The following is a 24,154-nucleotide window of genomic DNA, read 5'->3' on the forward strand; positions in this document are numbered from 1 at the left end:
ACCAATCGGTGACTACCGTCGAGACATGACGACGAGCACCTCTCCCACCTCTCCCGCCTCTCCCGCCTCTCCCACCCGCGTCGACTTCTGGTTCGACGCCGCCTGTCCCTTCGCCTGGATCACCTCGCGTTGGCTGCTGGAGGTCGAGCGCGAGCGTCCGCTCGACCTCCGCTTCCATGCCATGAGCCTTTATCTGCACAACCTCGGCAACGAACTCCCCGTCTGGTACCGGGAGTTGGTCGACAAGTCGATCGGTCCGGTACGGGTCGCGGTGGCCGCCGCCGAACGGCACGGGGAGAAGGTCCTGCGTGACCTGTACACCGCGTTCGGCACGCGCATCCACGAGCGCAAGACCGACGACTTCGATGCCGTGATCGCCGACTCCCTCGCCGAGCTGGGCCTTGACGCCGACCTCGCGGCCGCCGCCCACGACCCGGCGTACGACGAGGCCGTCCGTCGCAGCCACGAGGCCGGCGTCGAGCCGGAGTCGGGCGGCTATGTGGGGACGCCGACCCTTCACATCGACGGAACGGTGTGGTTCGGGCCGGTGCTGCGGGCGATCCCGCGAGGCGGCCGTGCGGCCGAACTCTTCGACAGCTTCCGGGTGTTGGCCACGGACCCGGACCTCTTCGAGCTGAAGCGCACGCGTACGGGGTCGCTCCGCTTCGACTGATCCGATGAATCTAGTCAGATCGCGAGACCGGTGCGTCCAATCCTGTCCCGTTCATTGACTGGGGCATCTAAATGCTCCTACCTTTCCCGACGTTGGGTACAGGCTGATCCGGCTGATCCCACGGGAGGGGTATATGCCCACGCACCGAAGAGCCGCCCTCGTCACCCTTGTCACCGCCGTACTGGCCCTCGGGGTCCCGGGCCTCGCGGCCCCCGCCGAGGCCGCGACCTCCGACCTCTACGTCTCACCGGCCGGCAACGACCACGCCGACGGCAGCGCACGACATCCCGTCCGCACCCTGCAGCGCGCCCGCGACCTGGTCCGCGCCCGCGCCGCCGGCCTGAAGTCCGACCTCACGGTCCACCTCGCCGCCGGCACCTACCGCCAGTCGGGCCCGCTCGCCCTCGACGCCCGCGACTCCGGCACGAACGGCCACCGGGTGATCTGGCAGGGTGCCGATGGCACGGTCGTCAGCGGCGGCCGCCAGGTCGTCGGCTGGCGCCAGGTCCCCGGCCGCAAGGGGCTGTGGTCCGCACCCGCACCCCAAGGCCTCACCGACACACGGCAGTTGTACGTCGACGGAAGTCGCGCCCAGCGCGCCCGCGGAGCCGTGCCCGTCCAGCTGACGCAGACGGCGACCGGCTACACCGCTTCCTCGGACACCGTCGCCCACTGGAAGCACCCCTCGGACGCCGAGTTCGTCTATACCAGCGGCGAGGCCCTGTGGAACATCGAGCGCAACGGCCTCGGCCAGTGGACCGAGCCGCGCTGTCGTATCGCCTCCGCCGAGGGCGCCACGATCACGATGGTCCAGCCGTGCTGGGACAACTCCAACAAGCGGGTGGAGTTCCCCGACATCCCCGGGCGCACGGTGAGCATGGTCGGCCCGGGGCATCTGACCAACAACGGCAAGGCCTCGTACATCGAGAACGCCTACGAACTCCTCGACCAGCCCGGCGAGTGGTACCTCGACAAGGCCGCCCACAAGGTCTACTACCTGCCCCGCAAGGGCGAGGACCTCGACCGCGCCGACGTCGAGGCCGCCGCGGCAGAGAAGCTGGTGGACGGCAGGGGCACGGCGTCCGCGCCCCTGCATGACATCGCCTTCCGCGGCATCCGGTTCAGCTACGCGACCTGGCTGACGCCCTCCCGGCCCGAGGGCTTCTCCGAGATCCAGGCCGGCTACACCATCACCGGCGACAAGGGCTGGGCCACGCAGGGCCTGTGCCATTACGTCGACGGCGGCACCTGCCCCTTCGCGTCCTGGACGAAGATGCCCGGCAACGTCTCCTTCGCGTACGGGCAGCGCATCGAGTTCGCCGACGACGTCTTCGCCCACCTCGGCGCCTCCGGGCTGGAGTTGGGCGCAGGGAGCAAGGACTCGTCGGTGAGCGGCACCATCTTCACCGACATCTCCGGCAACGGCCTGGAGATCGGGGGAGTGGACGGCCAACCCGCCGCCTCCGGGGTCCAGGTGACGAACAACCACCTCTATGCCCTGCCCCGCGAGTACCACGGCGGAGTCGCCGTCCTCAACGGCTACACCCAGCACAACACCATCGCCCACAACCAGATCGACCACGTCGGCTACTCCGCGATCTCGATGGGCTGGGGCGGCTGGCCGGACAAGATCGGCGACTCGGCGACCCCGAACCCGAGCCACGACAACACCGTCCGCGACAACCTGATCGTCGACTACATGCAGATGCTCGACGACGGCGGCGGCATCTACACCCAGGGGTTGACGGGGACGTCCATGACCGACGGCGAGAAAGTCGCCGGAAACGTCATCCACGACCAGTGGGGCCTCGGCAAGAGCGTCTACACCGACAACGGCTGCACCTACGAGACCATCGAGGGAAACGTCCTCTACAACGCTTCCTACGCCAACGTCGCCTCCCGCCACACCGACTACCGCGACGCCCTCGGCAACAACGACCCCACCCTCGTCAAGGACAACTGGTGGGAGGAGGGTACGGCCGACGGCGACAACAGGGGGCTGGTGACAACCGGTAACAAGATCATGGCCGCTCCGTCCGACGTACCGTCGGAGATCCTCGACGACGCCGGACTGGAGCCCGCCTACCGGGGGTTGCTCGACCGCCGCGTCCAAGCGCCCTCCGTCCCCGAGGCGCCCTCCCGCGTCGGCACCAGCACGGCGGGCACGGACGCGCTGTACGTCACCTTCAACCCGACCTTCGCGGACGGGGGTTCGCCGGTGACCTCGTACACGGCACGGGCGTACGACGCCGCCACGGGCAAGCAGGCCGGCCAACAGAGCGTGTCCGCTGCCGACTTCAAGCGGACGGCGCTGGTGCGGATCGGCCAACTGCCTTCGGGTGACCGGCCGTTCACCGTAACGGTGAGCGCGAACAACGCCCACGGCAGCAGCGCCCCGTCCCTCGCCTCGCTGCCACTGACACCGACGACGACGAGCACCCTGCCGGGCGCACCCACCGCCCCCAAGCTGCGCACGGCGTCGACGGCCGCCACCCTGTCCTGGACCCCGCCCACCGCGACCGGGGACGCGAGGGTCACCGGCTACCGGGTGACCGTCTCCGACGGCCGTGACCCGATCGACGTCACCGGCAGGGACGTCCTGGTCACCCAGCCCTCGGCCAAGGGCATGTTCCGGGTGATCGGAGGGCTGAAGCCCGGAACCTCGTACACGGTTTCCGTCGCGGCGGTGACGGCGGCCGGCACCGGACCGACGGCGACGGTCAACGCGACGACCAGGTCCTGAGAGCGACCTGCTCCCGCCACTCCCCGTCCCGCCGTGCCCAGCGCACGGCGGGACGGCACGCCCTGGTCCTCGAACAACGGACGGACCGGGCGAACCAGATAGACCGGACGGGCCGGACGGTGCAGACCGGTCCTGCTCGGTCAGGCGCCGACAGCCGCCAGTCGCGGCACACGTGCCGCCTCGTACCGCTCCAGGAGCACCCGCGCCACCTCCGGCGCCGGGCCGAGCACATCGGCGAGTACGTCCGCCTCCGCAGCGCCCCGCGCAATGCGGTCCGGCAGGAAGCCGGGGGCAAGGACGTACGGGGCGACGGCCACCCGCTCGCAGCCGAGCGCCCGGAGTTCCCGTACCGCGTCCTCGGTCCGGGGAAGGGATGCGGAGGCGAACGCAGGTCGCACGGCGCACCAACCGGTGTGCCGCCACTCCCGCGCGATTTCTGCGAGCACTGCGATCGCCTCCGGGTCGGTGGACCCCGCCGAGGCCAGGACGACCCCGGTCGAGGACTTGTCGGCGGGCGTCAACCCCGCCTCGTACAAACGCCGTTCGAGGGCGGAGAGAAGCAGGGGAGAGGGGCCGAGCACCTCCGCCTGGCTGATACGGAGCTGCGGCGGTGCGTCCCGCAGGACCGCCGGGATGTCCGCCTTCGCGTGGAACGCGCGGGTGAGGAGGAGAGGCAGGGCTACGACATCCCGTACGCCCTCTGCCGCCAGGGACTCCAACACCCCGTGCACGGACGGGATGTTGAAGTCCAGGAAGCCGGTCTCCACCCGTACGTCCGGGCGCAGCGAGCGCACCCGGCGTACGAGGGCGTGCACCGTCGCGGCGTGCCGCGGGTCGCGGCTGCCGTGGGCGATCACGACAAGGACGGGGCGGACCGGCTTCGAATGGCGCATGGGACTCAGCTCTTCACCAGCAGACCGCGGCTGCGCAGCACCCACCGCTCCAGCGGGCTGAAGATCAGCAGGTCGATCGCTATGCCGACGAAGAGGATGAGCAGGATGGCGAGGAAGACCGTCGCCATGCTGCTGTTCGTACGGCCCACTTCCAGCAGCTGGCCCAGACCCATACCCATGTCCGGTGACTGGGCGATGATCTCGGCGGCCATCAGCGAACGCCAGGAGAACGCCCACCCCTGCTTCAGACCGGCCACATAGCCGGGCAGCGCCGCCGGCATCACGATGTGCCACGTGCCGCGCAGTCCCGTCGCGCCCAGGGTGCGGCCCGCGCGCAGGAACAGCGGGGGTACCTGGTCGACGCCCGACACCAGGCCGTTGGCGATCGAAGGAACGGCGCCGAGCAGGATCACCGTGAACATCACCGAGTTGTCCAGGCCCAGCCATATCACTGCGGGCGCGACCCAGGCGACCGAAGGAAGCGACTGCAGACCGGAGAGGATCGGGCCGATCGCCGCCCGCACGAACTTCACCCGCGCCACCACAAGGCCCAGCGGCGTACCGATGGCCAGCGCGAGCAGGAAGCCGAGCAGACCGCGGGAGACGCTGCCCCAGATGTAGTCGAGCAAGGTTCCCTTGAGCCACTGGTCCTCGACCTCGCCCCACACATCGGCGGGGGAGGGCAGCTTCGACGGGTTGTCGACGACCGGGTAGAGGAGGAACCAAGCCACCAGCACCACGGCGATGGCGATGATGGGCGGCAGGATCTTGGTCTTGAAGGTCTGGCTGAAGGGCGTACGGCCGGTGGCCCTGGTCTCCAGAGCGTCGAGGCCGGCCTCGACGCTCCCGGCGTCCTGCGCCGGCGTTGTCTCAGTGCTGGCCATGACGGCGGATCTCCCCACGCAGTACATCGGTGATCTCAAGGGACAGTTCGGCCACGGGCGCATCCTCGATGCGACGCGGCTGCGGGATGTCGACCGTCCATTCGCGCGCGATCCGCCCCGGACGGGACGACAGCAGGATCACCCGCTGCGCGAGCCGGACGGCCTCGCGCACGTTGTGGGTGACGAAGAGGACGGACACGCCCGTCTCCGCCCAGATTCGCGTCAGCTCGTCATGCAGCACGTCCCGCGTGATGGCGTCGAGGGCCGCGAACGGCTCGTCCATCAGCAGCAGGTTGCTCTCCTGAGCGAGCGCGCGGGCCAGCGCCACGCGCTGGCGCATACCGCCCGACAGCTCGTGGACGCGCTTGCCGTGCGCGCCCTTCAGCCGGACGAGTGCGAGCAGCTCCTCGGCCTTGGCGCGCCGGTCGTTCTTCGGAACTCCGCTGAATTTGAGGGCGAGTTCGATGTTCTTGCCCGCGGTCAGCCACGGGAAGAGCGCGTGCTCCTGGAACATCAGGGCCGGGCGGCCGTCCGTCGCGATGGAGCCCGCGGTCGGCTTGTCCAGTCCCGCCACCAGGTTCAGCAATGTGGACTTGCCGCAGCCCGAGGCCCCCAGGAGAGTGACGAACTCGCCGGGCGCGACATCGAGGCTGATGTCGTCCAGGACGAGCTGCTGCCCGCCCGGTCCTGCGAAGGACTTCGAGACGTGCTCAAGGCGAGCGGCGTACTCCACCGATTCCTCGGCCTTGGCGAGCGTCGTGGTCGTGGCCATGGTCGTCACCTCCTGGGAACTCGGGTCGGAAATCAGCTGGTGCCGAGGCCTGCGTCGTCGACCGTGCTCGCGCCCTCGGCCTTGAGGACCGTGTTGAGGAGCGTGAGGTCGTAGATGCCCTTCAGGCTCGGCTTCTCCAGCAGACCGGCCTTGACCGCGTGCGCCGCCTCGGTGTTGAGGGTGGAGGCCAGCGGGTCGTCGGTGAACTGGATCGACTTCCACGCAGGGTCGAGGACGTTCGCCGGCAGCGCCTTGCCGGAGTCGGCCTCCAGCCGCTTGTTCGCCGTGGCCTTCGCCTCGTCAGGGTTGGCGTTGATCCACTTGTTGGCCTCGACGGAGGCCTTCAGTACGGCCTCGACCGCCTTCGGGTGCTCCTTGAGGAAGTCCTGCCGCACGACGATGTTGGTGATCACGAACTTCTTGTCCGGCCACAGCGAAGCTTCGTCGAGCAGCACCTTGCCGCCCGCCGCGACCAGCTTGGACGCGGTCGGCTCCGGCACCCAGGCACCATCGATGGCACCGGACTTGTAGGCGTCCGGGGTGATCTTGTTGTCGGTGCGGACCACCGACACGTCGCCCTTGCCGGTGTTCGCGTCGACCTTCCAGCCCTGGTCGGCGATCCAGTTGAGGAACGCGACGTCCTGGGTGTTGCCGAGCTGCGGGGTCGCGATCTTCTTGCCCTTGACGTCCTTCAGGGACTTGATCTTCTTCGGGTTGACGACCAGCTTCACGCCGCCGGACGCCGAACCACCGATGATCTTCAGGCCCTTGCCGCCCGACTTGACGTAGCCGTTGATCGCCGGGGACGGGCCGATCCAACCGATGTCGATGGACTTCGAGTTGAGGGCCTCGATCTCCGAGGGGCCGGCGTTGAAGATCTGGTAGTCCGCCTTGGTGGCACCCAGTTCCTTCTGGAACAAGCCCTGCTGACGGGCGACGAGCGCGGTGCCGTGGGTCAGGTTGCCGAAGTAGCCGATCTTGACGGAGCCGAGCCCGTCGATCTTCGACGATCCGGCGGCGACCTTCTCCTTGGCGTTGTCGGCCGTGGACTTGGAGCCGTAACTGCAAGCGGCGAGCGTGAGAAGCGGGAGTGCGGCAACCACGGCGATGCCGCGGCGAAGGAAGACTGAGCGGTTGACAGGCACGGGAGGTTTTCCCCTCGTTGGCCCGGCGGTCACGGTCTCTCAGGTCGTGGCCGGGAGGTCGGCAGGTTTTCGTCTACGGCGGTGGGGGGTGAGGGCGCGCAGGCAGTGCGCGTACGTCAGCGCACACATCGCGCCACTCCGCCCTGCCCGCTGCCGAGCGCACCGCTGCCGACGCGGCCGCCCTCCTTCGCGAACGTGGAGTAGATGTCCGGGGAGTTCATGTCAGAAGTCCCAACCGTCGTCGTCGGACTCGTCCTTGACCGGCTCGGGGGACGCGAACGACTCGCCGACCATGCCCGCGGTGAGCGTGGTGCCGTCGTTCGGGTCGATCAGGATGAACGAGCCCGTGCGGCGGGAGTCGGAGTAGGAGTCGACGGGCAGCGGCTCCGCGGTGCGGATCTTCACGCGGCCGATGTCGTTGGCGACGAGCTGTCCCGGGTGCGGGTGCAGGGACAGGTCGTCGAGGGTGAGCCGGGACGGGATGTCCTTGACGATCGCCTTGACCGTGCGGGTGCCGTGCTTGAGCAGCACCCGGTGGCCGACGGTGAGCGCCTGGTCGGCGACGTGGCAGACGGTCGCCTCGATGTCCTGCGTGGTCGCCGGGGCGTCCTTGCTGGGCACGATCAGGTCGCCGCGCGAGATGTCGATGTCGTCCTCCAGCAGGAGGGTCACCGACTGGGTGGTCCAGGCGACGTCGACCGGCTCGCCGAGCAGGTCGATGCCCAGGACACGGGAGGCGCGGCCCGACGGGAGCACGGTCACCGCCTCGCCCACGTGGAAGGAACCTGCCGCGATCTGGCCGGCGTAACCCCGGTAGTCCGGGTGCTCGGCGGTCTGCGGGCGGATCACGTACTGCACGGGAAGCCGGGCGTGGCAGTGGCTCAGGTCGTGCGTGACCGGGACCGTCTCCAGGTGCTCCAGGAAGGTCGGGCCGCCGTACCAGTCCATGGTGGCGGACGGCTCCACCACGTTGTCGCCGGCCAGCGCGGAGATCGGGATGGCCGTGATCTCCGGGACGCCCAGCTCCAGCGCGTACGCCGTGAACTCCTCGGCGATCGCGGCGAACACGGGCTCCTGGTAGTCGACCAGGTCCATCTTGTTGACCGCCAGCACCACGTGGGGCACTCGCAGCAGGGCCGCGATCGCGGCGTGGCGACGCGTCTGCTCGACGACGCCGTTGCGGGCGTCGACCAGGATCACCGTCAGCTCGGCCGTGGAGGCACCCGTCACCATGTTGCGGGTGTACTGCACGTGGCCGGGGGTGTCCGCGAGGATGAACCGGCGCTTGGCCGTGGCGAAGTAGCGGTACGCCACGTCGATCGTGATGCCCTGCTCGCGCTCGGCGCGCAGGCCGTCGGTGAGCAGCGCGAGGTCGGGGGCCTCCTGGCCGCGGTTGCGGGAGGCGTGCTCGACGGCTTCCAGCTGGTCGGTGAGGACCGACTTGGAGTCGTGCAGCAGCCGGCCCACCAGGGTGGACTTGCCGTCGTCGACGGAGCCCGCCGTCGCGAACCGCAGCAGGGTCGTGGCCGAGAGTTCCTCGGTCGTGATCGTGGTCATGCTTAGAAGTACCCCTCGCGCTTGCGGTCTTCCATCGCGGCCTCGGACATCTTGTCGTCGGCGCGGGTGGCGCCGCGCTCGGTCAGCCGGGACGCGGCGATCTCGGTGATGACCTGCTCCAGCGTCACGGCCTCGGAGTCGACGGCGCCGGTGCAGGACATGTCGCCGACCGTGCGGTAACGCACCTGCCGCTTCTCGACGGTCTCCGTGTCCTTCGGCCCGCCCCACTCCCCGGCCGTCAGCCACATGCCGTTGCGGGCGAACACCTCACGCTCGTGCGCGAAGTAGATCTGCGGCAGTTCGATGCCCTCGCGGGCGATGTACTGCCAGACGTCCAGCTCGGTCCAGTTGCTGAGCGGGAACACGCGGACGTGCTCGCCGGGGGCGTGCCGGCCGTTGTACAGGTTCCACAGCTCGGGGCGCTGACGGCGCGGGTCCCACTGCGAGAACTCGTCGCGCAGGGAGAACACCCGCTCCTTGGCCCGGGCCTTCTCCTCGTCGCGTCGCCCGCCGCCGAAGACCGCGTCGAACTTCTCGGCCTGGATCTTCTCGGTCAGCGGCAGCGTCTGCAGCGGGTTGCGGGTGCCGTCCGGACGCTCCTTGAGTACACCCCGGTCGATGTAGTCCTGTACGGAGGCCACATGGAGGCGCAGACCGTGCTGGGCGACCGCACGGTCCCGGTACTCCAGGACCTCGGGGAAGTTGTGCCCGGTGTCCACGTGCAGCAGCGTGAAGGGGACCGCCGCGGGGGCGAAGGCCTTCAGCGCCAGGTGAAGCATGACGATGGAGTCCTTGCCACCGGAGAACAGGATCACCGGCCGCTCGAACTCGCCCGCCACCTCACGGAAGATGTGCACCGCCTCGGACTCCAGCGCGTCCAGGTGCGAGAGGGCGTACGGGGCGCCCGTACCCTCCTCGGCCTCGGCGACGGTCGTCGTCATGCCAGTCCCCTCTCGGTGAGCAGCGCGTGGACCGCTGCCGCGGACTCCTGGACGCTCTGGTGCTGCGACTCGATGCGCAGATCGGGCGTCTCGGGCTCCTCGTAGGGGTCGTCGACCCCGGTGAGCCCGCTCAGCTCGCCCGCCGCCTGCTTGGCGTACAGACCCTTCACATCCCGTACGGAGCACACCTCGACCGGAGTCGCCACGTGCACCTCGATGTACGCCGCCCCGCCCTCCTGGTGGCGCTTGCGGACGGCCTCGCGGCTGTCCGTGTAGGGCGCGATCACCGGGACGAGCGCCTTGACGCCGTTGCGGGCGAGCAGTTCGGCGAGGAAGCCGATGCGCTGCACGTTCGTGTGCCGGTCCTCGCGGCTGAAGCCGAGGCCCGCCGAGATGAACTCGCGGATCTCGTCGCCGTCGAGCACCTCGACGAGGTGGCCCTCCTCGCGCAGCCGGCCGGCCAGCTCGTACGCGATGGTGGTCTTGCCGGCGCTCGGCAGACCCGTGAGCCAGACGGTGGCTCCGGTCGTCACGTGCAACTCCTCGGTGTTCTCGGCGATGGTCGTCATCCGTGCAGCCCGCACTCGGTCTTGGCGTTGCCCGCCCAGCGGCCGGCGCGTGCGTCCTCGCCCTCCAGGACGCGGCGGGTGCAGGGGGCACAGCCGACGGAGGCGTAGCCGTCCATCAGCAACGGGTTGGTCAGTACGCCGTGTTCGGCGACGTAGGCGTCCACGTCGTCCTGGGTCCAGCGGGCGATCGGGGAGATCTTGACCTTCTGCCGCTTCTCGTCCCAGCCGACGACCGGGGTGTTCGCCCGGGTGGGGGACTCGTCGCGGCGCAGACCGGTCGCCCAGGCCACGTAGTTCTTCAGGCCCTGCTCCAACGGCTGGACCTTGCGCAGCTTGCAGCACAGGTCGGGGTCGCGGTCGTGCAGCCTGGGGCCGTACTCCGCGTCCTGCTCGGCGACCGACTGACGCGGGGTGAGCGTGATGACGTTGACGTCCATCACCGCCTCCACCGCGTCCCGCGTGCCGATCGTCTCGGGAAAGTGATAACCGGTGTCGAGGAACACCACGTCAACGCCGGGCAACGCGCGGGAGGCGAGGTGGGCGACCACCGCGTCCTCCATGGACGAGGTCACGCAGAAGCGCTTGCCGAAGTTCTCGGCGGCCCACTGGAGGATCTCCAGCGCGGAGGCGTCCTCCAGGTCGCGGCCCGCCTGCTCGGCGAGCGCCTTGAGATCCCCCGTCGCGCGTTCTTCCTGCACCGCGGTCATATCTCTTCTCCCCCTGCTTCGGAGTGCTGAAGGCCCCGGGCGAGCAGCCCGAGGAACTTCAGCTGGAAGGCCCGGTTGCAGGCCGCGCATTCCCACGCGCCATGGCTGCCCTCAAGGGCTTCGCTGGGTCGGAGGTCCTCGTCGCCGCAGTAGGGGCAGTAGAAGGGGGCGGCCCGCTCGCTCATGAGAGGGCCTCCTCGGAGGCGCGCGAGGCCCAGGCGGCGAACCGCTCGCCCTCCTCGCGCTCGGTCTCGAAGCGCTTGAGGACGCGCTCGATGTAGTCGGGCAGCTCGTCCGAAGTGACCTTCAGACCACGGACCTTGCGGCCGAACCCGGCCTGGAGGCCGAGCGCGCCGCCCAGGTGCACCTGGTAGCCCTCGACCTGCTCGCCCTGGTCGTTGAGGAGCAACTGGCCCTTGAGACCGATGTCCGCGACCTGGATACGGGCGCAGGCGTTCGGGCAGCCGTTGAGGTTGATGGTGATCGGCTCGTCGAAGTCCGGGATGCGGCGCTCGAGTTCGTCGATCAGGGCGGAACCGCGCTGCTTGGTCTCGACGATGGCGAGCTTGCAGTACTCGATGCCGGTGCAGGCCATGGTGCCGCGCCGGAACGGGGACGGCTTGGCGGTCAGGTCCAGCGCCTCCAACGCCTCGACCAGCGGCTCGACCTGGGCCTCCTCGACGTCGAGCACGATCATCTTCTGCTCGACGGTGGTCCGGACCCGGCCCGAGCCGTGCGCCTCGGCCAGCTCGGCGATCTTCGTCAGCGTGGCGCCGTCCACGCGGCCGACGCGCGGGGCGAAACCGACGTAGAAGCGGCCGTCCTGCTGCCGGTGCACGCCGACGTGGTCGCGCCAGCGGTGCGTGGGCTCGGCGGGCGCGGGACCGTCGACCAGCTTCCGCTTGAGGTACTCGTCCTCCAGGACCTGGCGGAACTTCTCCACACCCCAGTCGGCGACGAGGAACTTCAGACGGGCCCTCGTACGAAGGCGCCGGTAGCCGTAGTCGCGGAAGATGCCGACCACACCCGCCCAGGCCTCCGGGACCTCCGCCAGCGGCACCCAGGCGCCGAGCCGGACGCCGATCTTGGGGTTGGTGGACAGGCCGCCGCCGACCCACAGGTCGAAGCCGGGGCCGTGCTCGGGGTGCTCGACGCCGACGAACGCGACGTCGTTGATCTCGTGGACCACGTCCAGCAGCGGGGAGCCGGAGATCGCCGTCTTGAACTTGCGGGGCAGGTTGGAGAATTCCTTGCTGCCGATGTAGCGCTCGTGGATCTCGTCGATCGCCCAGGTGCCGTCGATGATCTCGTCCTCGGCGATCCCGGCGACCGGCGAGCCGATGACGACGCGCGGGCAGTCGCCGCAGGCCTCGGTGGTGGACAGCCCGACGGCCTCCAGCCGGTTCCAGATCTCCGGCACGTCCTCGATGCGGATCCAGTGCAGCTGGATGTTCTGCCGGTCGGTGATGTCCGCGCTGCCGCGCGCGAACTCCTGCGAGATCTCGCCGATCACCCGCAGCTGCTGGGTGGTGAGCCGGCCGCCGTCGATGCGCACCCGCAGCATGAAGTACTTGTCGTCCAGCTCCTCCGGCTCCAGGATCGCGGTCTTGCCGCCGTCGATCCCGGGCTTGCGCTGGGTGTACAGGCCCCACCAGCGCATCCGGCCGCGCAGGTCGTTGGGGTCGATCGAGTCGAAGCCCCGCTTGGAGTAGATCGTCTCAATGCGTGTCCGCACGTTGAGACCGTCGTCATCCTTCTTGAACTGCTCGTTCCCGTTGAGCGGGGTGTGGTGCCCCATCGCCCACTGACCCTCACCACGGTGACGGCTCACCTTGCGGCGGACAGGCGCGGCGGCAGGCTTCTGTGGGGTGGCGGCCATGGTTCTACGTCCTTCGGGACAGGCGGGAAAGCGGCTCTGACCTGCGCGTACGGGCGCATGGGTGTGCGTGCGCGTCGTTGCGCGGGATGAGACGGAGTGTCAGGAGATATCGGGCGTGCTGTGCTCTCAGCTCGCCGGACAGATGGCGCTGGACATGCGGCCGAGGTCGACGTGCCGCCGACTCACCAAGGCAATTCCAGTTCCAGACATGACGAAAGCGTGTCATGGCAATCTGGACACAGTCCAGCTTCGTCCACGATCCGGACACCTTAGTCTCGAAAGGTGAGACAAGAGTGTCGTCGATCACATCGGCCACGGACGGTCTTGTCGGTGCAGGTCAGTCGCGGTATGCCCCGGGCCACGGGCCGGGCGCGGCCACCTGGGGCCGCTCCTCGACCTCGGTGTCGAACAGCTTGAACCCCCGGCGCAGATAGTTGTCCATGGCGTGCTCCGCGTCCAGGCTGCACGTATGCAGCCAGACCCGCTTCGTCTGCGCCAGTTCCGGCCGGCGCTCGGCGAGGTCCCAGGCGCGGGCGGCGCCGTACGACAGCAGATGCCCGCCGATCCCCCGGCCCCGGAAGGCCGGGATCAGCCCGAAGTAGACGATCTCCACGGCCCCGTCGTCCTGCGGCTCCAGCTCCACGTATCCCGCGGGCGTGCCCCGCTCGTAGGCGACCCACGTCTCCACCCCGGGCCGGTCCAGGTGCTCCCGCCACCGCGCGTGCGTCCAGCCCAGCCGGTCGATCCAGCGGAGGTCGCCGCCCACGGACGCGTACAGGAAGCGGCTGAACTCGGGGGAGGGGACCTCGGAGCGGACGACCCGTACGTCGCCCTCCGGCGCGGCGGCCGGAAGCAGGTCGGTCGGGGCGGTCTGCTCCAGGGACCAGGTGGTCACGGGGATGTTGGTCATGCCGTCAGGGAATCATCCGTCCCCGAGGTCTGTCGATTGCGATCTGTCCCACAGTCCCCGGCGGCCGACCCACAGCCCCAGAGACCTGACCCACAGTCCCCCAGGCCTCTCGACTGTCCCAGAGGCGTGTCTACCGTCCCGGCCCAGGGGCTCGACTATCGCAGGGACCTGTCGATCGAGCTCAGCGGCAGCGCGTACAGCATCCGCCCCGACTGGGACCAGACCTCGCCGGTCTCCTCCGAGTAGGACAGGGATCCGGCCTGTCCGGTCCAGCAGTGGTTCGACTCGTCCGAGCCGCACTCGGTGGCCTTCGCGGCGCGCGCGTTCTGCCGCCAGAGCGTGCCGTGGCCGTCCGGGGTGTCCGCCGCGCGGGCCAGGTACCACTGCGAGCGGTACGACAGGACGCCGGCGACCTGGGCCGTCTTCGTCTCGTACGCCTCGGTGGCGACCGCCCGGCCCGCGATGTCGGTGTCCAGCAGGCCGGCCCGGGCCGGGTCGCCGCTGAACGCGTAGCGCCACAGGCGCGTGTGCCGTCCGCCGTCCGAGGCCACGCGCGCGCTCGCGACCAGGCTGTCGGGCGCGGTGCTGCGGTCCAGGGAGATCGCCGCCGGACGCGCGCCCCCGCCTGCGAGCCGGTACGAGCCGACGGCCGGCAGGACGTACTTCGAGTCGTACGCCGCCCAGCCGCCCCGCACCCTGCCGACCCGGCCGCTGTCGACGGTGGCCCGCTGGATGCGGTGCATGTCGTACACGTACAGGCCGTCGGCGGCGGTGACCAGCAGCTTGCCCTGGTACCAGACCATGCCGGAGACGGCGGAGGCCAGGCCGCGGTAGTCGCGGCCGCCGTCGACCGGGACGACGAGTGCCGCCCAGGTGTAGGTGAGGCGGCCCGGATCGCTCGCGTCGACGACGGCGACCCGGGCGGCGCCGGGTCGGGCCGTACGGCCGGTACGGTGCGTCCACCCGGAGAGGATCACCCGGTGCTCGCCCCAGAGGCCGTCGTCGTCCGCGTCCCCGGAAGTGGTGACCGCGCCGGCCCGCCAGCCGCGGGTGTCGGCGGTGTCCCAGCAGTACGCGCGCGTGGCCGCCGGTGCGACGGGCAGCGCCGCACGCTCGGTGGACGGGCAGTCGGCGCCGGTGCGCAGGGAGTGGTCGGCATCGTCGAGGACGGTGCTCACGCCGACGGGCCGGCCCATCGAGGAGGAGAGCCTGTCGAGCGTGCTCTGCGGCACCGCACGCTCCTTCAGGCGCAGCCCCGCGGCAGCCCGGTCGGACGAGGTGAGCGTCTTCAGGCCCCCCGGCTTGTCACCGACCGTGGCCTGCGAGGCGCTGATCATGGTGGCGGCGGCGGTGAGTGCGAGGGCGGTGCCGGCCAGGAAGGCGCGCAGCGCGCGGCCTCGCTTCTGCCTGCGGTGTCGGCCACGTTGCTTCATACGTCCTCCCGAGGCGGGCCAACTGCGGTTATTGGTCCGTGCGTTGACCAAAGGAGCAGGTGGGGTGGCCCGTAGAGGGATGCTACGGCAGTAGGGCGCGGCCCGGGACGAAGACCCCGCAAATATGCGGAAGATGCGGCCGCGGCGTCACTCGGCGCCATATTCCGGACACGCACCGATGCGTACGGGAGGCGCTCAGGGCAGTTCGACGGGTTCCCGAACGTTGATCACCGTAGGCGCCGTCGACTGCGGCAGCAGATCGCACGGGTCGGCCGGCAGCAGCAGCTCCACCTCCGCGTCCTCGGCGAAGCGGTACGGCCGGTGCTCCAGCAACCCCCCGAGATAGCGGCGTACTCGGGACATCTCGGCGCGCACCGTCACCCTGCGGGCCGGGTCGCCGAACACCTCCTCGGCCAGGCCCGCCGCACTGCGCCCGCCGCGGTGCAGGGCGAGGAGATAGAGCAACTCGGCGTGCCGGGGGCTCAGTTCGTGGCTCCAGGAGCCCGCGCACCCGGACACCGTCACCGACCAGCGGCGCGGCTGCGTCAGATCCAGCACCACACGGGTGGCACTGCGCGGAACCGGCTCGTCGGAGGCCCGGATCAGCCAGCCCTCGGCCAGCGGATCCACCGAGCACAGACCGAGCGTCGGCAGCCACCGGCGGCCCGCCGACAGGGACTTGGGCAGGGCGATCCGGTTCGTGTACGGGATCCCGGTGACCGCCGCGGTCCAGCCGTCCCGGTCCACCGCCAGGGCCCGGCCGCCCACCTGGGCCAGCACCGGTGCGGCCACCGCGCGCAGCCGCTCCAGCGAGCCCAGGTGCAGCTCGCGCAGCCGGGCCTCGGCGAGCTTGGCCACCGAGTCGACCCAGGACAGCGTGGCCGGATGCATCGTCTCCAGCGGCCCGCTCACGTCTACGACTCCGATCAGCCGGCCGTCACGCGGGTCGGTGATGGGCGCGCCGGTACAGGTCCAGGAGGTCTGTGAGCGCACGAAGTGCTCGGAGGCGAAGACCTGCACGGGCCGGCGGACGACGGCCGGGGTGCCGATGCCGTTGGTGCCGACGACGTCCTCCCGCCAGTCCGCGCCGAGTTCGAAGCCGAGCCCGTCCGCCTTGCGCAGCACGGCCGTGCTGCCCTCGCGCCAGAGCACCCGGGCGTCCTCGTCCGTGACCACCATGATGTGGTGGGCGACGTCCGCGACCGACAGCAGTCCCTCCCGCAGCACCGGCAGGACGTGCCGCAGCACCGTGGTCTGCCGGCGCCGGCGCACCTCGTCGGCGGAGAGCAGGCCGGACCGCCGGTCGCGGTCGGGGTCGATACCGCTGCGCAGCATGCGGCCCCAGGACTGCTCGATCACCGGGCGCGGCGCCACGGGCGTGCGCTGCCCGGAGAGCCTGGCGGCACGGACCTCGCTGAGCACCCGCGCCGCGCGCGCCGAGTCGCCCACGACGAGCTGCCTCACGTCCGTCGGCGGGTGCGCCACTGGTCCTCCCGGGAGAAGGGCTCGGGAACCGGTTTCCCGTCGCCTCGCGGCCACGGAGTTCGGAGTCGTCCGTACTGTCCGTCTCATACTGCCGTTCGTTGCTGACGGACGGGCATACTCCGGCCACAGACAGCAGCAAGTTGCAACCCCTTGCAACCCTGGTGAACGGTCCCAGGTTGTTTGAATATTGAGCAGCGCCGTCCCGAGCGGCGTTCGCGGCCTCGAACGGGCCAGTGCGGCGGGGGTGGTGCCGTGTCGGCGCAGCACCACCCCCGCGGCTACCTCCGGTGGTTCGGCCGGGTTCGCGGTGGGGGTGCGGCTTGACGTGCGTCGGCGGCTGCGGGTGGGTGGGGGCTTGTCGCGCAGTTCCTCGCGCCCCTGGGGTGGCTGGGGTCGCCTTCGGCGGGTTGGTCGTGTTCGCGGTGGGGGTGCCGCGTGTTGTGGGGCGGCGGCTGCGGGTGGGTTGTGGTGTGTCGCGCAGTTCCTCGCGCCCCTGGTAGGGCGGGGCGGGGTCGCCTTCTGCGGGTTGGTTGTGTTCGCGGTGGGGGTGCCGCGTGTTGTGTGGTGGCGGCTGCGGGTGGGTGGGGGCTTGTCGCGCAGTTCCTCGCGCCCCTGAGGGGCACAGTTCAGCGCGTCCTGGGCCGGGAGGTCTCGAGCCTAGGCCGGGCGGGCTCGGGTCACGATTGCGGGGTGGGCGAGGGTGTGGGGGAGCGTGCCGAAGGTTGCGCCGGTGTCGCCGGCCAGGCGGGAGGCGCAGAAGGCGTCGGCGACCTCCGGGGGTGCGAACCGGACGAGCAGCGATCCCTGGAGCACCAGTGCCAGCCGCTCCGTCAGCCGCCGGGCCCGCCCCTCGACACCCTCCAGATCGGCCAGCTCCGTCAGCAGGTTCTTGATCGCACCGTCCAGCCGGTGGTCGGCGCCGCGCGCCCTGCCGACCTCCTGGAGGTAGGCATGGAGAGCCTCCGGCTCCCGCTGCAGCACGCGCAGCACGTCGAGCGCCTGGATGTTCCCGGCGCCCTCCCAGATCGAGTTCAGCGGAGCCTCGCGCACCAGCCGGGGCAGCCCCGACTCCTCCACGTACCCGTTTCCGCCCAGGCACTCGGCCGCCTCGACCGTCACCGCGGCGCACCGCTTGGTCACCCAGTACTTGGCGGCCGGCACCGCGATCCGCAGCAGCGCCCGCTCCTGCTCGCCGCCGTCGTCGTAGGCGGCGGCGAGCCGCAGCGCGAGGGTGGTCGCCGCCTCGGACTCCACTGCCAGGTCGGCCAGGACATTGCGCATCAGCGGCTTCTCGACCAGCTTCGCGCCGAAGGCCTCCCGGTGGGTGCAGTGGTGCACGGCCTGCGCGACCGCCTGTCGCATGAGGCCCGCGGAGCCCAGCACGCAGTCCAGCCGGGTCGCCGCCACCATGTCGATGATGGTCCGCACCCCGCGGCCCTCCTCGCCGACCCGGCGCGCCCAGGTGCCGTCGAACTCGACCTCGGCGGAGGCGTTGGAGCGGTTGCCCAGCTTGTCCTTGAGACGCTGGAGCCGGAAGTCGTTGCGGGCACCGTCCTCCAGAACGCGCGGTACGAGGAAGCAGGTGAGCCCGTCCGGAGCCTGCGCGAGCACCAGGAACCCGTCGGACATCGGAGCCGAGCAGAACCACTTGTGCCCGGTGAGTTCGTATGTCCCGTCCTGGGCGAGCGGCCGGGCAGCCGTCGTGTTGGCGCGTACGTCGCTGCCGCCCTGCTTCTCCGTCATGCCCATCCCGAACAGGGCCCCGGCCTTGAGGTGGGCGGGCCGCAGCTCGCGGTCGTAGACCGTGGACGTCAGCCGTGGCTCCCACTCGGCGGCCAGCTCCGGGTCCGTGCGGAGCGCGGGGACGGCCGCGTGGGTCATCGACTGGGGACAGAGGTTTCCGGCGTCGACCTGGGTCCACACCAGGAAGGCGGCGGCTCTGCGGACATGCCCGCCGGGCCGGCCCCAGGCCGAGGTCAGCCCGGCCGCGACGCCCTTGCCGAGCAGCCGGTGCCAGGCGGGATGGAACTCGACCTCGTCGACACGATGGCCATGGCGGTCGTGCGTGCGCAGCCGGGGCGGGTTCTCGTTGGCCTGAATCCCCCACTCCTGCACCTGGGCCGACCCGGAGGCCCGGCCGAGCGCGGACAGATCGCCGAGCACCTCGTCGTGCAGGGCCGGGGCGAGGTGCCGTTCCACGGCGGAGGTCAGGACGTGGTCGGAGGTGAAGACGTCGTAGCCGACCAGAGGTGGGGGTTGGTTGGTCACGGTGTGCGTGCTTCGCGCCATGTCGCGAAAGTACCCCGGGGCGGGGCGCCGGTCACACCTTGGACACGGCACACCTGCCGGGACGGTCCAGGGGGCCGAGCCCCCTGGCGGGTGTCAGGCCAGGCGGGCCACGGCAGCCGGCGCCACCTCCGCCTCGATCGCGTCGGCCGGCCAGCCCTCGCGGTAGACGGTGTCCAGATAGCGTTCGCCGAGGTCCGGGGCGATGGCCACCGAGGTGAGGCCCTGCCGGCCGTGTTCGGCCAGCCACTGCCCGGCGCCGCTGATCACCGTCCCCGTCGAGCCGCCGAACATGAAGCCCCGGGCGGCCAGCCGGCGGCAGGCGAGGATGGCGTCGGTCTCCTCGACGCGGACCAGGTGGTCCACGTACGACTCGTCCAGGAGCGCCGGCGGCACGCTCATGCCGAGCCCCGGGACCATCCGGCGCCCCGGCGCCCCGCCGAAGCTCACCGAGCCGACGGTGTCGATGGCGACGATGAGCACCCGGCGCCGCCACTGCCAGAACCAGCGGGCGCAGCCCATCAGGGTCCCGGTCGTGCCGGCCCCGACGAACAGGACGTCCAGGTTCGGGAAGCGGCGGGCGATCTCCGGGGCGGTGGTCCGGAAGTGTGCCCTCCAGTTGCCCTGGTTCTGGTATTGGTTGAGCCACACGTATCGGTCGTCCGACGCGCACAGCGCGTTCACGTACGCCATCCGCGCGCCGAGGAAGCCGCCGCGCGGGTCCGGTTCCTCGATGACGTGGACGTGGGTGCCGAGCGACTCCATCAGGCGGATCGTCGGCCGGTTGCAGCGTGCGTCGGTCACGCACAGGAACCGGTAGCCGCGGCTCGCCGCGATCACGCTCAGTGCCACGCCCAGGTTCCCGGACGAGGACTCGACCAGGACCGAGCCCGGCCGCAGCAGACCCTCGCGCTCGGCCGCGTTGACCATCTCGGTCGCCGCCTTGAGCTTGATCGAGCCGGCGAAGTTGAAGCCCTCGCACTTCAGGTACAGAGGTAGCCCCAGTGCCGCCCGAAGGTCGACGTAGAGCTCCTGCTCGTTGAACTGAACCGGATCAGAAATGACGGGCATGATGCCCCCTTCTCATGCGCCACGGGCCGGTCAGCCGTGCCGGCGCAGCTCGTGGAAGAACCCGTCGACGACGTGCAGCCCGCCCCTGCGGGCCACTTCGTCGTGGACGAACTTGCCGACCGCGAGGTCGAGCACCCCCAGTCCGAACGGCGAGAACACCACCGTCCGGTCACCCGGAACGGTCGCCCGCCCGGTCAGTACGTCGTTCAGTGTGCCGTCGAGGAACTCCCGGCTCCCCGTGAGCTGTTCGGCCAGGTGCGGCGAGGTCTCCGCCTTCAGGCAGTGCTCGACGTCGTCGACGTAGTTGGCCGACGCGAGCAGGATCCCCGGGTCCAGGTCGCGCAGCGACACATGCAGTACGAGTGGGTGGTGCGCGAACCACGACGGGTCGTGGACGTGCGGTGCGGAGGCGACCGTGGCGAAGACCAGCAGGTCGCTGGAGCGGATCAGGGATTCGGTGTCGCCGTGCAGCGTGACGTGTCCCTTGGCGCCGGAGCGTTCCAGGTAGCCGCGGAACCCGGCCGCGCTGTCGGGCGACAGGTCGTGCACCCCCGTCTCCTCGAACTCCCAGCCCGTGGCGGCGAGATGGGTGTGGATGTAGCGGGCGATCAGGCCGGTGCCGATGAAGCCGACCCGCGCCGGGCGCCCGCGGGTCCGGCTCAGCCGGTCGGCGGCCAGTGCCGCCGAGGACGCCGTGCGCGCGGCGCTGATGACCGAGCTCTCCAGGCACGCGAACGGATAGCCCGTGTCCGGGTCGTTGAGGATCAGGACCGCCGATGCTCGCGGGAGTCCGGACCTGGTGTTCTCCGGGAAACTGGAGATCCACTTCAGTCCGTCCACCCGCAGCGCCCCGCCGAGCGAGGCGGGCAGCGCGATGATCCTCGATGAAGGACGGTCCGGGAAGCGCAGGAAGTACGACGGCGGATTCACCGAGTCGCCCGCCCCGTGCAGCCGGTACACGGCCTCCACCAGCTCGGCGATCTCCGGCTCCCGGCCGTGCAGCACCTGCTGCACCTGCTCGCCGGAGATCACGGCGAACGGCGGTGCGCCCAGGGCGCTCTGGGCGGCGGCACTGTCGGTGGTGGTCATGCGGTCCTCACTTCGATGGTCGGCGCGCAGTCCGTCAGCCGGACCGGGTCGCCGAGCGCGGCCAGCACCTCGCGCGGCCCGTCGAAGGGCTCCCTGCTGTGCGAGGTGCGGAGGTTGTCGACGAGCAGCAGGTCACCCGAGTGCCACGGCTCGCGCAGGGTGTGGGCCTCGTAGACCTCGTTGATCGCCCGTACGACGTCCTCGTCGAGCGGATCGCCGCCCCCGAAGCGGGTGTTGAAGGGCAGGCCGTCGGATCCGTAGACGTCCACCAGGTACTCGCGCACCTCCGGGTCCATCGTCCACTCGTTGAGGAAGGCGATCTGGTTGAACCAGCAGCGCCGGCCGCTTTCCGGGTGGCGCAGGACGGCGCTGCGGTGCTGCAGGGTGCGCAGCGAGCCGTCGTCCTGCCAGGCGAACTCGATGGCGTTCGCCCGGCAGTAGCGCTCCACGGCGGTCCGGTCGTCGGTGCCGAAGGCCTCGGCGACCGACGCCCCGATCTCGTCGTTGTACGTCCGGGTCAGCAGCCAGCCCTCCCGCTCGAACCGCTCGACCAGCTCCGCGGGCAGCGCGTCGAGGACCGTCGGCCCGTCGGCGACCGCGGTCGCGCCGCCCGCCTCCGGTGCCACCAGGCAGGCGAAGAGCAGCAGGCCCGGGAACTGAAGGGCGTAGCTCAGCTCGTGGTGCATGCACATCTGCTGGTTGTTCGGCCACTTGGAGGAGGAGTACACGCCCTCGGCGTAGGAGCGGCGGGGTGCGAAGGGCTCCCGGTCGGCCATCAGGCGGCCGCCCGCGAGGTGGCGGAACACGGCCTCCGCGGCGGTGGGCTCGTCGAGTCCCAGTCCACGGACCAGGAGGCTGCCGTGCTCGGCGACCGCGGCACGCAGCTCGCCTCGGTGCTCGGCGACCCAACTCGCCGGGTCACCTTCGGACGTGGCCTGCAGCAGCGGCGGGCGGCCCGGAGACTGTTCGATGTCGGGCAGGAAGGTCGGGGACGCGTGCGTCATTGCACAGGTTCCTTTCAGTGGCGCTGGTCGAGCAGCCCCGCCAGATCGGCGAGAACAGGGTGGCGGGTGACGTCCTTGAGGGTGATCGCCCGGTTCAGGGCGATCGCGAGCCGCACGGCGGACAGCGAGGTGCCGCCGCGGTCGAAGAAGTGGTCCAGGCGGCCGATCCGGCCGGCCGGGATGCCGAGCACCTCGGCCCAGGCGGCGGCCATCCGCCGCTCGGCGGGCGTGTCCGGCGCACCGGAGCCGTCGGAGTCGAGCTCCTCCGCGAGCGCGGTCAGCGTCTTGCGGTCGGTCTTGCCGTTGGCGGTCAGCGGCAGCCGCTCCCGCCAGAGCACGAGCGCGGGAACCATGTACGGCGGCAGCGAGGCGGCCAGCTTGTTGCGCACCTCGTCGGCGCCCACCGGCTCGGCACCGGTGCAGAACGCCACCAGCTGCGCACCCCGTACGACGACCACGGCGCCGTCCCGCACGCCGGGCACCCGCAGCAGCGCGTTCTCGATCTCGCCGATCTCCACGCGGAAGCCGCGGATCTTCACCTGGCTGTCCCGGCGGCCGAGGAACTCCAGCTTCCCGTCGGGCAGCCAGCGCCCGTGGTCACCGCTGCGGTACAGGCGCTCGCCGGGCCGGTGCGGGTCGGCGACGAAGGCCGCCTCCGTGCGCTCGGGGTCGTTGACGTACCCCCGTCCGACACACACCCCGGAGAAGACGATCTCGCCGGGCGCCCCCAGGGGTACGGGCGTCAGGGCCTCGTCGACGACGTACACCCGCACATTCGCGATGGGCGGCCCGAGCGGCACCCGCTCCTGGTCCGGCACCCGCACCATGACCTCGTGGTTGGTGTCGTCGGACGTCTCCGTCAGGCCGTACGCGTTGACGAGCCGGATGCCGGGCATGGCGTCGAACCAGCGCTGCACCAGCTCCTTCCTGACCGCCTCCCCGGTGACCGACACACAGCGCAGGTCGGGCAGTTCGCGCGGGCGCTGCTCCAACTCGGCGAGCACGGCCTCCAGATACGACGGCACGATCTGCAGCACGTTCACCCGGCCCCGCACGATCGTGTCGACGAACCGCGGCACGTCCAGGATCGTCTCCTGCCCGACCAGCAGCGTCCGTCCGCCGACGAGGAGCGCGCAGACCAGCTGCCACAGGGAGATGTCGAAGCACTGCGGAGCGGTCTGCGCGACCGTCCGCCCGGCGCCGATGCCCAGGTCGCCGATCTTGGCGAGGACGTGGTTGACGAAGCCCGCGTGCTCGCACATCGCGCCCTTGGGCTCGCCGGTGGAGCCGGAGGTGAAGTAGATGTAGGCGAGTTGGTCCGCGGTGACGGGCACGTCGAGGTCGTCGTCCAAGTGGTCCTCGGCGTAGGCGGCGTCCACGAACAGGGTGCGGGCGCTCTCGTCGAGGTGGCCGGCACTGCCGTGCTCGGTGAGGACGAGGCCGCAGCCGGCGCGGGCGAGGGTGGTCGCGATGCGGTCCGCCGGGAAGTGCGGCTCGACCGGCAGATACACGCCGCCCGCCTTGAGGACGGCGAGCACGGACGCCAGCCAGTCCAGGTTCCGCTCCATGACCACCGCGACGACGTCCTCGCGTCGCAGCCCGCGGGCGAGCAGTGCCCGGCCGATGCGGTTGGCGCGGGAGTTGAGCTCCCGGTACGTCCACTGCCGGTCGTCCTGGACGGCGGCCACCGCGTCCGGGTGGAGGCTCACCCGTTGCTCGAACAGCTCGTGCACCCGCCGGTCCGGCAGTTCCCGCTCAGGGCCCGCCAACTCGTCCAGCTGGAACCGGAGTTCCTCCTCGGACAGCAGGCTCGGCCGCTCGGGGTCGGCGAGCGCGGCGAGGTGGTAGCCGGCGATGCGGGCGGCGGCCGCGGCGTCCAGGACGTCGGTGCGGTAGCGCAGCCGCAGCGTGCGGTCCGTGAGGGCGACGTGCAGGGCGCCGTCGTCGGGCCCCTCGGTCACCTGTTCCCCGGACAGCGCGGCGAGCACCCTGAGATGTGCGGCCGCCAGCGCGGACGGCGTGCCCGACAGGCCCTCCGGCAGCGGGACTTCGTACTCCGCGACGCCCGGATGCGGGTCGAGAGTCCATCGCGGGATTGTTTCCATCGTTCGTT

The 24,154-nt window shown here is 70.7% G+C and carries 21 protein-coding genes; 2 read left to right on the forward strand and 19 right to left on the reverse strand.

Features of this window, described 5'->3' with window-relative positions:
- The first annotated feature begins 25 nt into the window (after window positions 1-25).
- Both ACYUED_RS34315 and ACYUED_RS34320 read left to right on the forward strand, forming a co-directional pair.
- Window positions 26-673: a mycothiol-dependent nitroreductase Rv2466c family protein gene (locus tag ACYUED_RS34315; protein ID WP_491288479.1), complete on the forward strand. Its 648-nt coding sequence runs from the start codon at window positions 26-28 to the stop codon at window positions 671-673.
- A 133-nt stretch (window positions 674-806) separates the two neighbouring features.
- Complete coding sequence (locus ACYUED_RS34320; protein WP_491288480.1) at window positions 807-3,416, forward strand: fibronectin type III domain-containing protein; 2,610 nt, start codon at window positions 807-809, stop codon at window positions 3,414-3,416.
- Window positions 3,417-3,556: 140 nt separating this feature from the next.
- Here the strand turns inward: ACYUED_RS34320 and ACYUED_RS34325 are convergent, their stop codons facing one another.
- From ACYUED_RS34325 to ACYUED_RS34415, 19 genes are all read right to left on the reverse strand, one after another.
- Window positions 3,557-4,309, reverse strand: a complete 753-nt coding sequence (locus ACYUED_RS34325; RefSeq protein WP_491288481.1) for a sirohydrochlorin chelatase — start codon at window positions 4,307-4,309, stop codon at window positions 3,557-3,559.
- Window positions 4,310-4,314: 5 nt separating this feature from the next.
- On the reverse strand, window positions 4,315-5,193 hold the full coding sequence (locus ACYUED_RS34330) for an ABC transporter permease (protein WP_491288482.1): 879 nt from the start codon (window positions 5,191-5,193) through the stop codon (window positions 4,315-4,317).
- Window positions 5,180-5,965, reverse strand: coding sequence for an ABC transporter ATP-binding protein (locus ACYUED_RS34335; RefSeq protein ID WP_491288483.1), 786 nt, complete (start codon window positions 5,963-5,965; stop codon window positions 5,180-5,182). The genes ACYUED_RS34330 and ACYUED_RS34335 overlap by 14 nt, the downstream gene beginning before the upstream one ends.
- 32 nt (window positions 5,966-5,997) lie before the next feature.
- Window positions 5,998-7,110 carry an aliphatic sulfonate ABC transporter substrate-binding protein gene (locus ACYUED_RS34340; protein ID WP_491288484.1) on the reverse strand — a complete coding sequence of 371 codons (1,113 nt, stop codon included), beginning with the start codon at window positions 7,108-7,110 and terminating at the stop codon, window positions 5,998-6,000.
- Between the two features lie 222 nt (window positions 7,111-7,332).
- Entirely contained in the window at window positions 7,333-8,667 is a 1,335-nt protein-coding gene (locus ACYUED_RS34345) for a sulfate adenylyltransferase subunit 1 (protein ID WP_491288485.1), read from the reverse strand.
- 2 nt (window positions 8,668-8,669) lie between these two features.
- Window positions 8,670-9,608 carry a sulfate adenylyltransferase subunit CysD gene (cysD, locus tag ACYUED_RS34350; protein WP_491288486.1) on the reverse strand — a complete coding sequence of 313 codons (939 nt, stop codon included), beginning with the start codon at window positions 9,606-9,608 and terminating at the stop codon, window positions 8,670-8,672.
- Window positions 9,605-10,177: an adenylyl-sulfate kinase gene (gene cysC, locus ACYUED_RS34355; protein WP_491288487.1), complete on the reverse strand. Its 573-nt coding sequence runs from the start codon at window positions 10,175-10,177 to the stop codon at window positions 9,605-9,607. The genes cysD and cysC overlap by 4 nt, the downstream gene beginning before the upstream one ends.
- Window positions 10,174-10,884, reverse strand: coding sequence for a phosphoadenylyl-sulfate reductase (locus ACYUED_RS34360; RefSeq protein ID WP_491288488.1), 711 nt, complete (start codon window positions 10,882-10,884; stop codon window positions 10,174-10,176). Before ACYUED_RS34360 ends, cysC begins: the two co-directional genes overlap by 4 nt.
- Window positions 10,881-11,069: a hypothetical protein gene (locus ACYUED_RS34365; RefSeq protein WP_266523230.1), complete on the reverse strand. Its 189-nt coding sequence runs from the start codon at window positions 11,067-11,069 to the stop codon at window positions 10,881-10,883. The genes ACYUED_RS34360 and ACYUED_RS34365 overlap by 4 nt, the downstream gene beginning before the upstream one ends.
- The gene (locus tag ACYUED_RS34370; RefSeq protein WP_491288489.1) at window positions 11,066-12,763 is read right to left on the reverse strand and encodes a nitrite/sulfite reductase; all 1,698 of its coding nucleotides are present in this window, start codon (window positions 12,761-12,763) and stop codon (window positions 11,066-11,068) included. Before ACYUED_RS34370 ends, ACYUED_RS34365 begins: the two co-directional genes overlap by 4 nt.
- Before the next feature lie 126 nt (window positions 12,764-12,889).
- Window positions 12,890-12,973, reverse strand: coding sequence for a putative leader peptide (locus ACYUED_RS34375; protein ID WP_309486338.1), 84 nt, complete (start codon window positions 12,971-12,973; stop codon window positions 12,890-12,892).
- Window positions 12,974-13,100: 127 nt separating this feature from the next.
- A complete protein-coding gene (locus ACYUED_RS34380) occupies window positions 13,101-13,673 on the reverse strand; it encodes a GNAT family N-acetyltransferase (protein ID WP_491288490.1) in 573 nt (190 codons plus the stop codon).
- Window positions 13,674-13,828: 155 nt separating this feature from the next.
- On the reverse strand, window positions 13,829-15,106 hold the full coding sequence (locus tag ACYUED_RS34385) for a hypothetical protein (RefSeq protein WP_491288491.1): 1,278 nt from the start codon (window positions 15,104-15,106) through the stop codon (window positions 13,829-13,831).
- A gap of 195 nt (window positions 15,107-15,301) precedes the next feature.
- Window positions 15,302-16,591 carry a helix-turn-helix domain-containing protein gene (locus ACYUED_RS34390; RefSeq protein WP_491288492.1) on the reverse strand — a complete coding sequence of 430 codons (1,290 nt, stop codon included), beginning with the start codon at window positions 16,589-16,591 and terminating at the stop codon, window positions 15,302-15,304.
- A 657-nt stretch (window positions 16,592-17,248) separates the two neighbouring features.
- Window positions 17,249-18,880, reverse strand: coding sequence for an acyl-CoA dehydrogenase family protein (locus ACYUED_RS34395; RefSeq protein ID WP_491288493.1), 1,632 nt, complete (start codon window positions 18,878-18,880; stop codon window positions 17,249-17,251).
- Between the two features lie 93 nt (window positions 18,881-18,973).
- A complete protein-coding gene (sbnA, locus tag ACYUED_RS34400) occupies window positions 18,974-19,948 on the reverse strand; it encodes a 2,3-diaminopropionate biosynthesis protein SbnA (protein ID WP_491288494.1) in 975 nt (324 codons plus the stop codon).
- Window positions 19,949-19,978: 30 nt separating this feature from the next.
- A complete protein-coding gene (gene sbnB / locus ACYUED_RS34405; protein ID WP_491288495.1) occupies window positions 19,979-21,037 on the reverse strand; it encodes a 2,3-diaminopropionate biosynthesis protein SbnB in 1,059 nt (352 codons plus the stop codon).
- Window positions 21,034-22,041, reverse strand: a complete 1,008-nt coding sequence (locus ACYUED_RS34410; RefSeq protein ID WP_491288496.1) for a TauD/TfdA family dioxygenase — start codon at window positions 22,039-22,041, stop codon at window positions 21,034-21,036. The genes sbnB and ACYUED_RS34410 overlap by 4 nt, the downstream gene beginning before the upstream one ends.
- A gap of 14 nt (window positions 22,042-22,055) precedes the next feature.
- Window positions 22,056-24,146 carry a non-ribosomal peptide synthetase gene (locus tag ACYUED_RS34415; protein ID WP_491288497.1) on the reverse strand — a complete coding sequence of 697 codons (2,091 nt, stop codon included), beginning with the start codon at window positions 24,144-24,146 and terminating at the stop codon, window positions 22,056-22,058.
- Between the last annotated feature and the right edge of the window lie 8 nt (window positions 24,147-24,154).

It is taken from the genome of Streptomyces sp. DF42, from assembly GCF_058267695.1.

Excerpts from the sequence above, each read along its gene's own strand:
- sbnB (WP_491288495.1), bottom strand. The coding sequence starts at position 21,037 with ATGACCACCACCGACAGTGCCGCCGCCCAGAGCGCCCTGGGCGCACCG.
- ACYUED_RS34365 (WP_266523230.1), bottom strand. The coding sequence starts at position 11,069 with ATGAGCGAGCGGGCCGCCCCCTTCTACTGCCCCTACTGCGGCGACGAG.
- ACYUED_RS34375 (WP_309486338.1), bottom strand. The coding sequence starts at position 12,973 with ATGTCTGGAACTGGAATTGCCTTGGTGAGTCGGCGGCACGTCGACCTC.
- ACYUED_RS34380 (WP_491288490.1), bottom strand. The coding sequence starts at position 13,673 with ATGACCAACATCCCCGTGACCACCTGGTCCCTGGAGCAGACCGCCCCG.
- ACYUED_RS34325 (WP_491288481.1), bottom strand. The coding sequence starts at position 4,309 with ATGCGCCATTCGAAGCCGGTCCGCCCCGTCCTTGTCGTGATCGCCCAC.
- ACYUED_RS34345 (WP_491288485.1), bottom strand. The coding sequence starts at position 8,667 with ATGACCACGATCACGACCGAGGAACTCTCGGCCACGACCCTGCTGCGG.
- sbnA (WP_491288494.1), bottom strand. The coding sequence starts at position 19,948 with ATGCCCGTCATTTCTGATCCGGTTCAGTTCAACGAGCAGGAGCTCTAC.
- ACYUED_RS34360 (WP_491288488.1), bottom strand. The coding sequence starts at position 10,884 with ATGACCGCGGTGCAGGAAGAACGCGCGACGGGGGATCTCAAGGCGCTC.
- cysC (WP_491288487.1), bottom strand. The coding sequence starts at position 10,177 with ATGACGACCATCGCCGAGAACACCGAGGAGTTGCACGTGACGACCGGA.
- ACYUED_RS34395 (WP_491288493.1), bottom strand. The coding sequence starts at position 18,880 with ATGGCGCGAAGCACGCACACCGTGACCAACCAACCCCCACCTCTGGTC.
- ACYUED_RS34320 (WP_491288480.1), top strand. The coding sequence starts at position 807 with ATGCCCACGCACCGAAGAGCCGCCCTCGTCACCCTTGTCACCGCCGTA.
- ACYUED_RS34335 (WP_491288483.1), bottom strand. The coding sequence starts at position 5,965 with ATGGCCACGACCACGACGCTCGCCAAGGCCGAGGAATCGGTGGAGTAC.
- ACYUED_RS34315 (WP_491288479.1), top strand. The coding sequence starts at position 26 with ATGACGACGAGCACCTCTCCCACCTCTCCCGCCTCTCCCGCCTCTCCC.
- ACYUED_RS34370 (WP_491288489.1), bottom strand. The coding sequence starts at position 12,763 with ATGGCCGCCACCCCACAGAAGCCTGCCGCCGCGCCTGTCCGCCGCAAG.
- ACYUED_RS34410 (WP_491288496.1), bottom strand. The coding sequence starts at position 22,041 with ATGACGCACGCGTCCCCGACCTTCCTGCCCGACATCGAACAGTCTCCG.
- cysD (WP_491288486.1), bottom strand. The coding sequence starts at position 9,608 with ATGACGACGACCGTCGCCGAGGCCGAGGAGGGTACGGGCGCCCCGTAC.
- ACYUED_RS34415 (WP_491288497.1), bottom strand. The coding sequence starts at position 24,146 with ATGGAAACAATCCCGCGATGGACTCTCGACCCGCATCCGGGCGTCGCG.
- ACYUED_RS34330 (WP_491288482.1), bottom strand. The coding sequence starts at position 5,193 with ATGGCCAGCACTGAGACAACGCCGGCGCAGGACGCCGGGAGCGTCGAG.
- ACYUED_RS34385 (WP_491288491.1), bottom strand. The coding sequence starts at position 15,106 with ATGAAGCAACGTGGCCGACACCGCAGGCAGAAGCGAGGCCGCGCGCTG.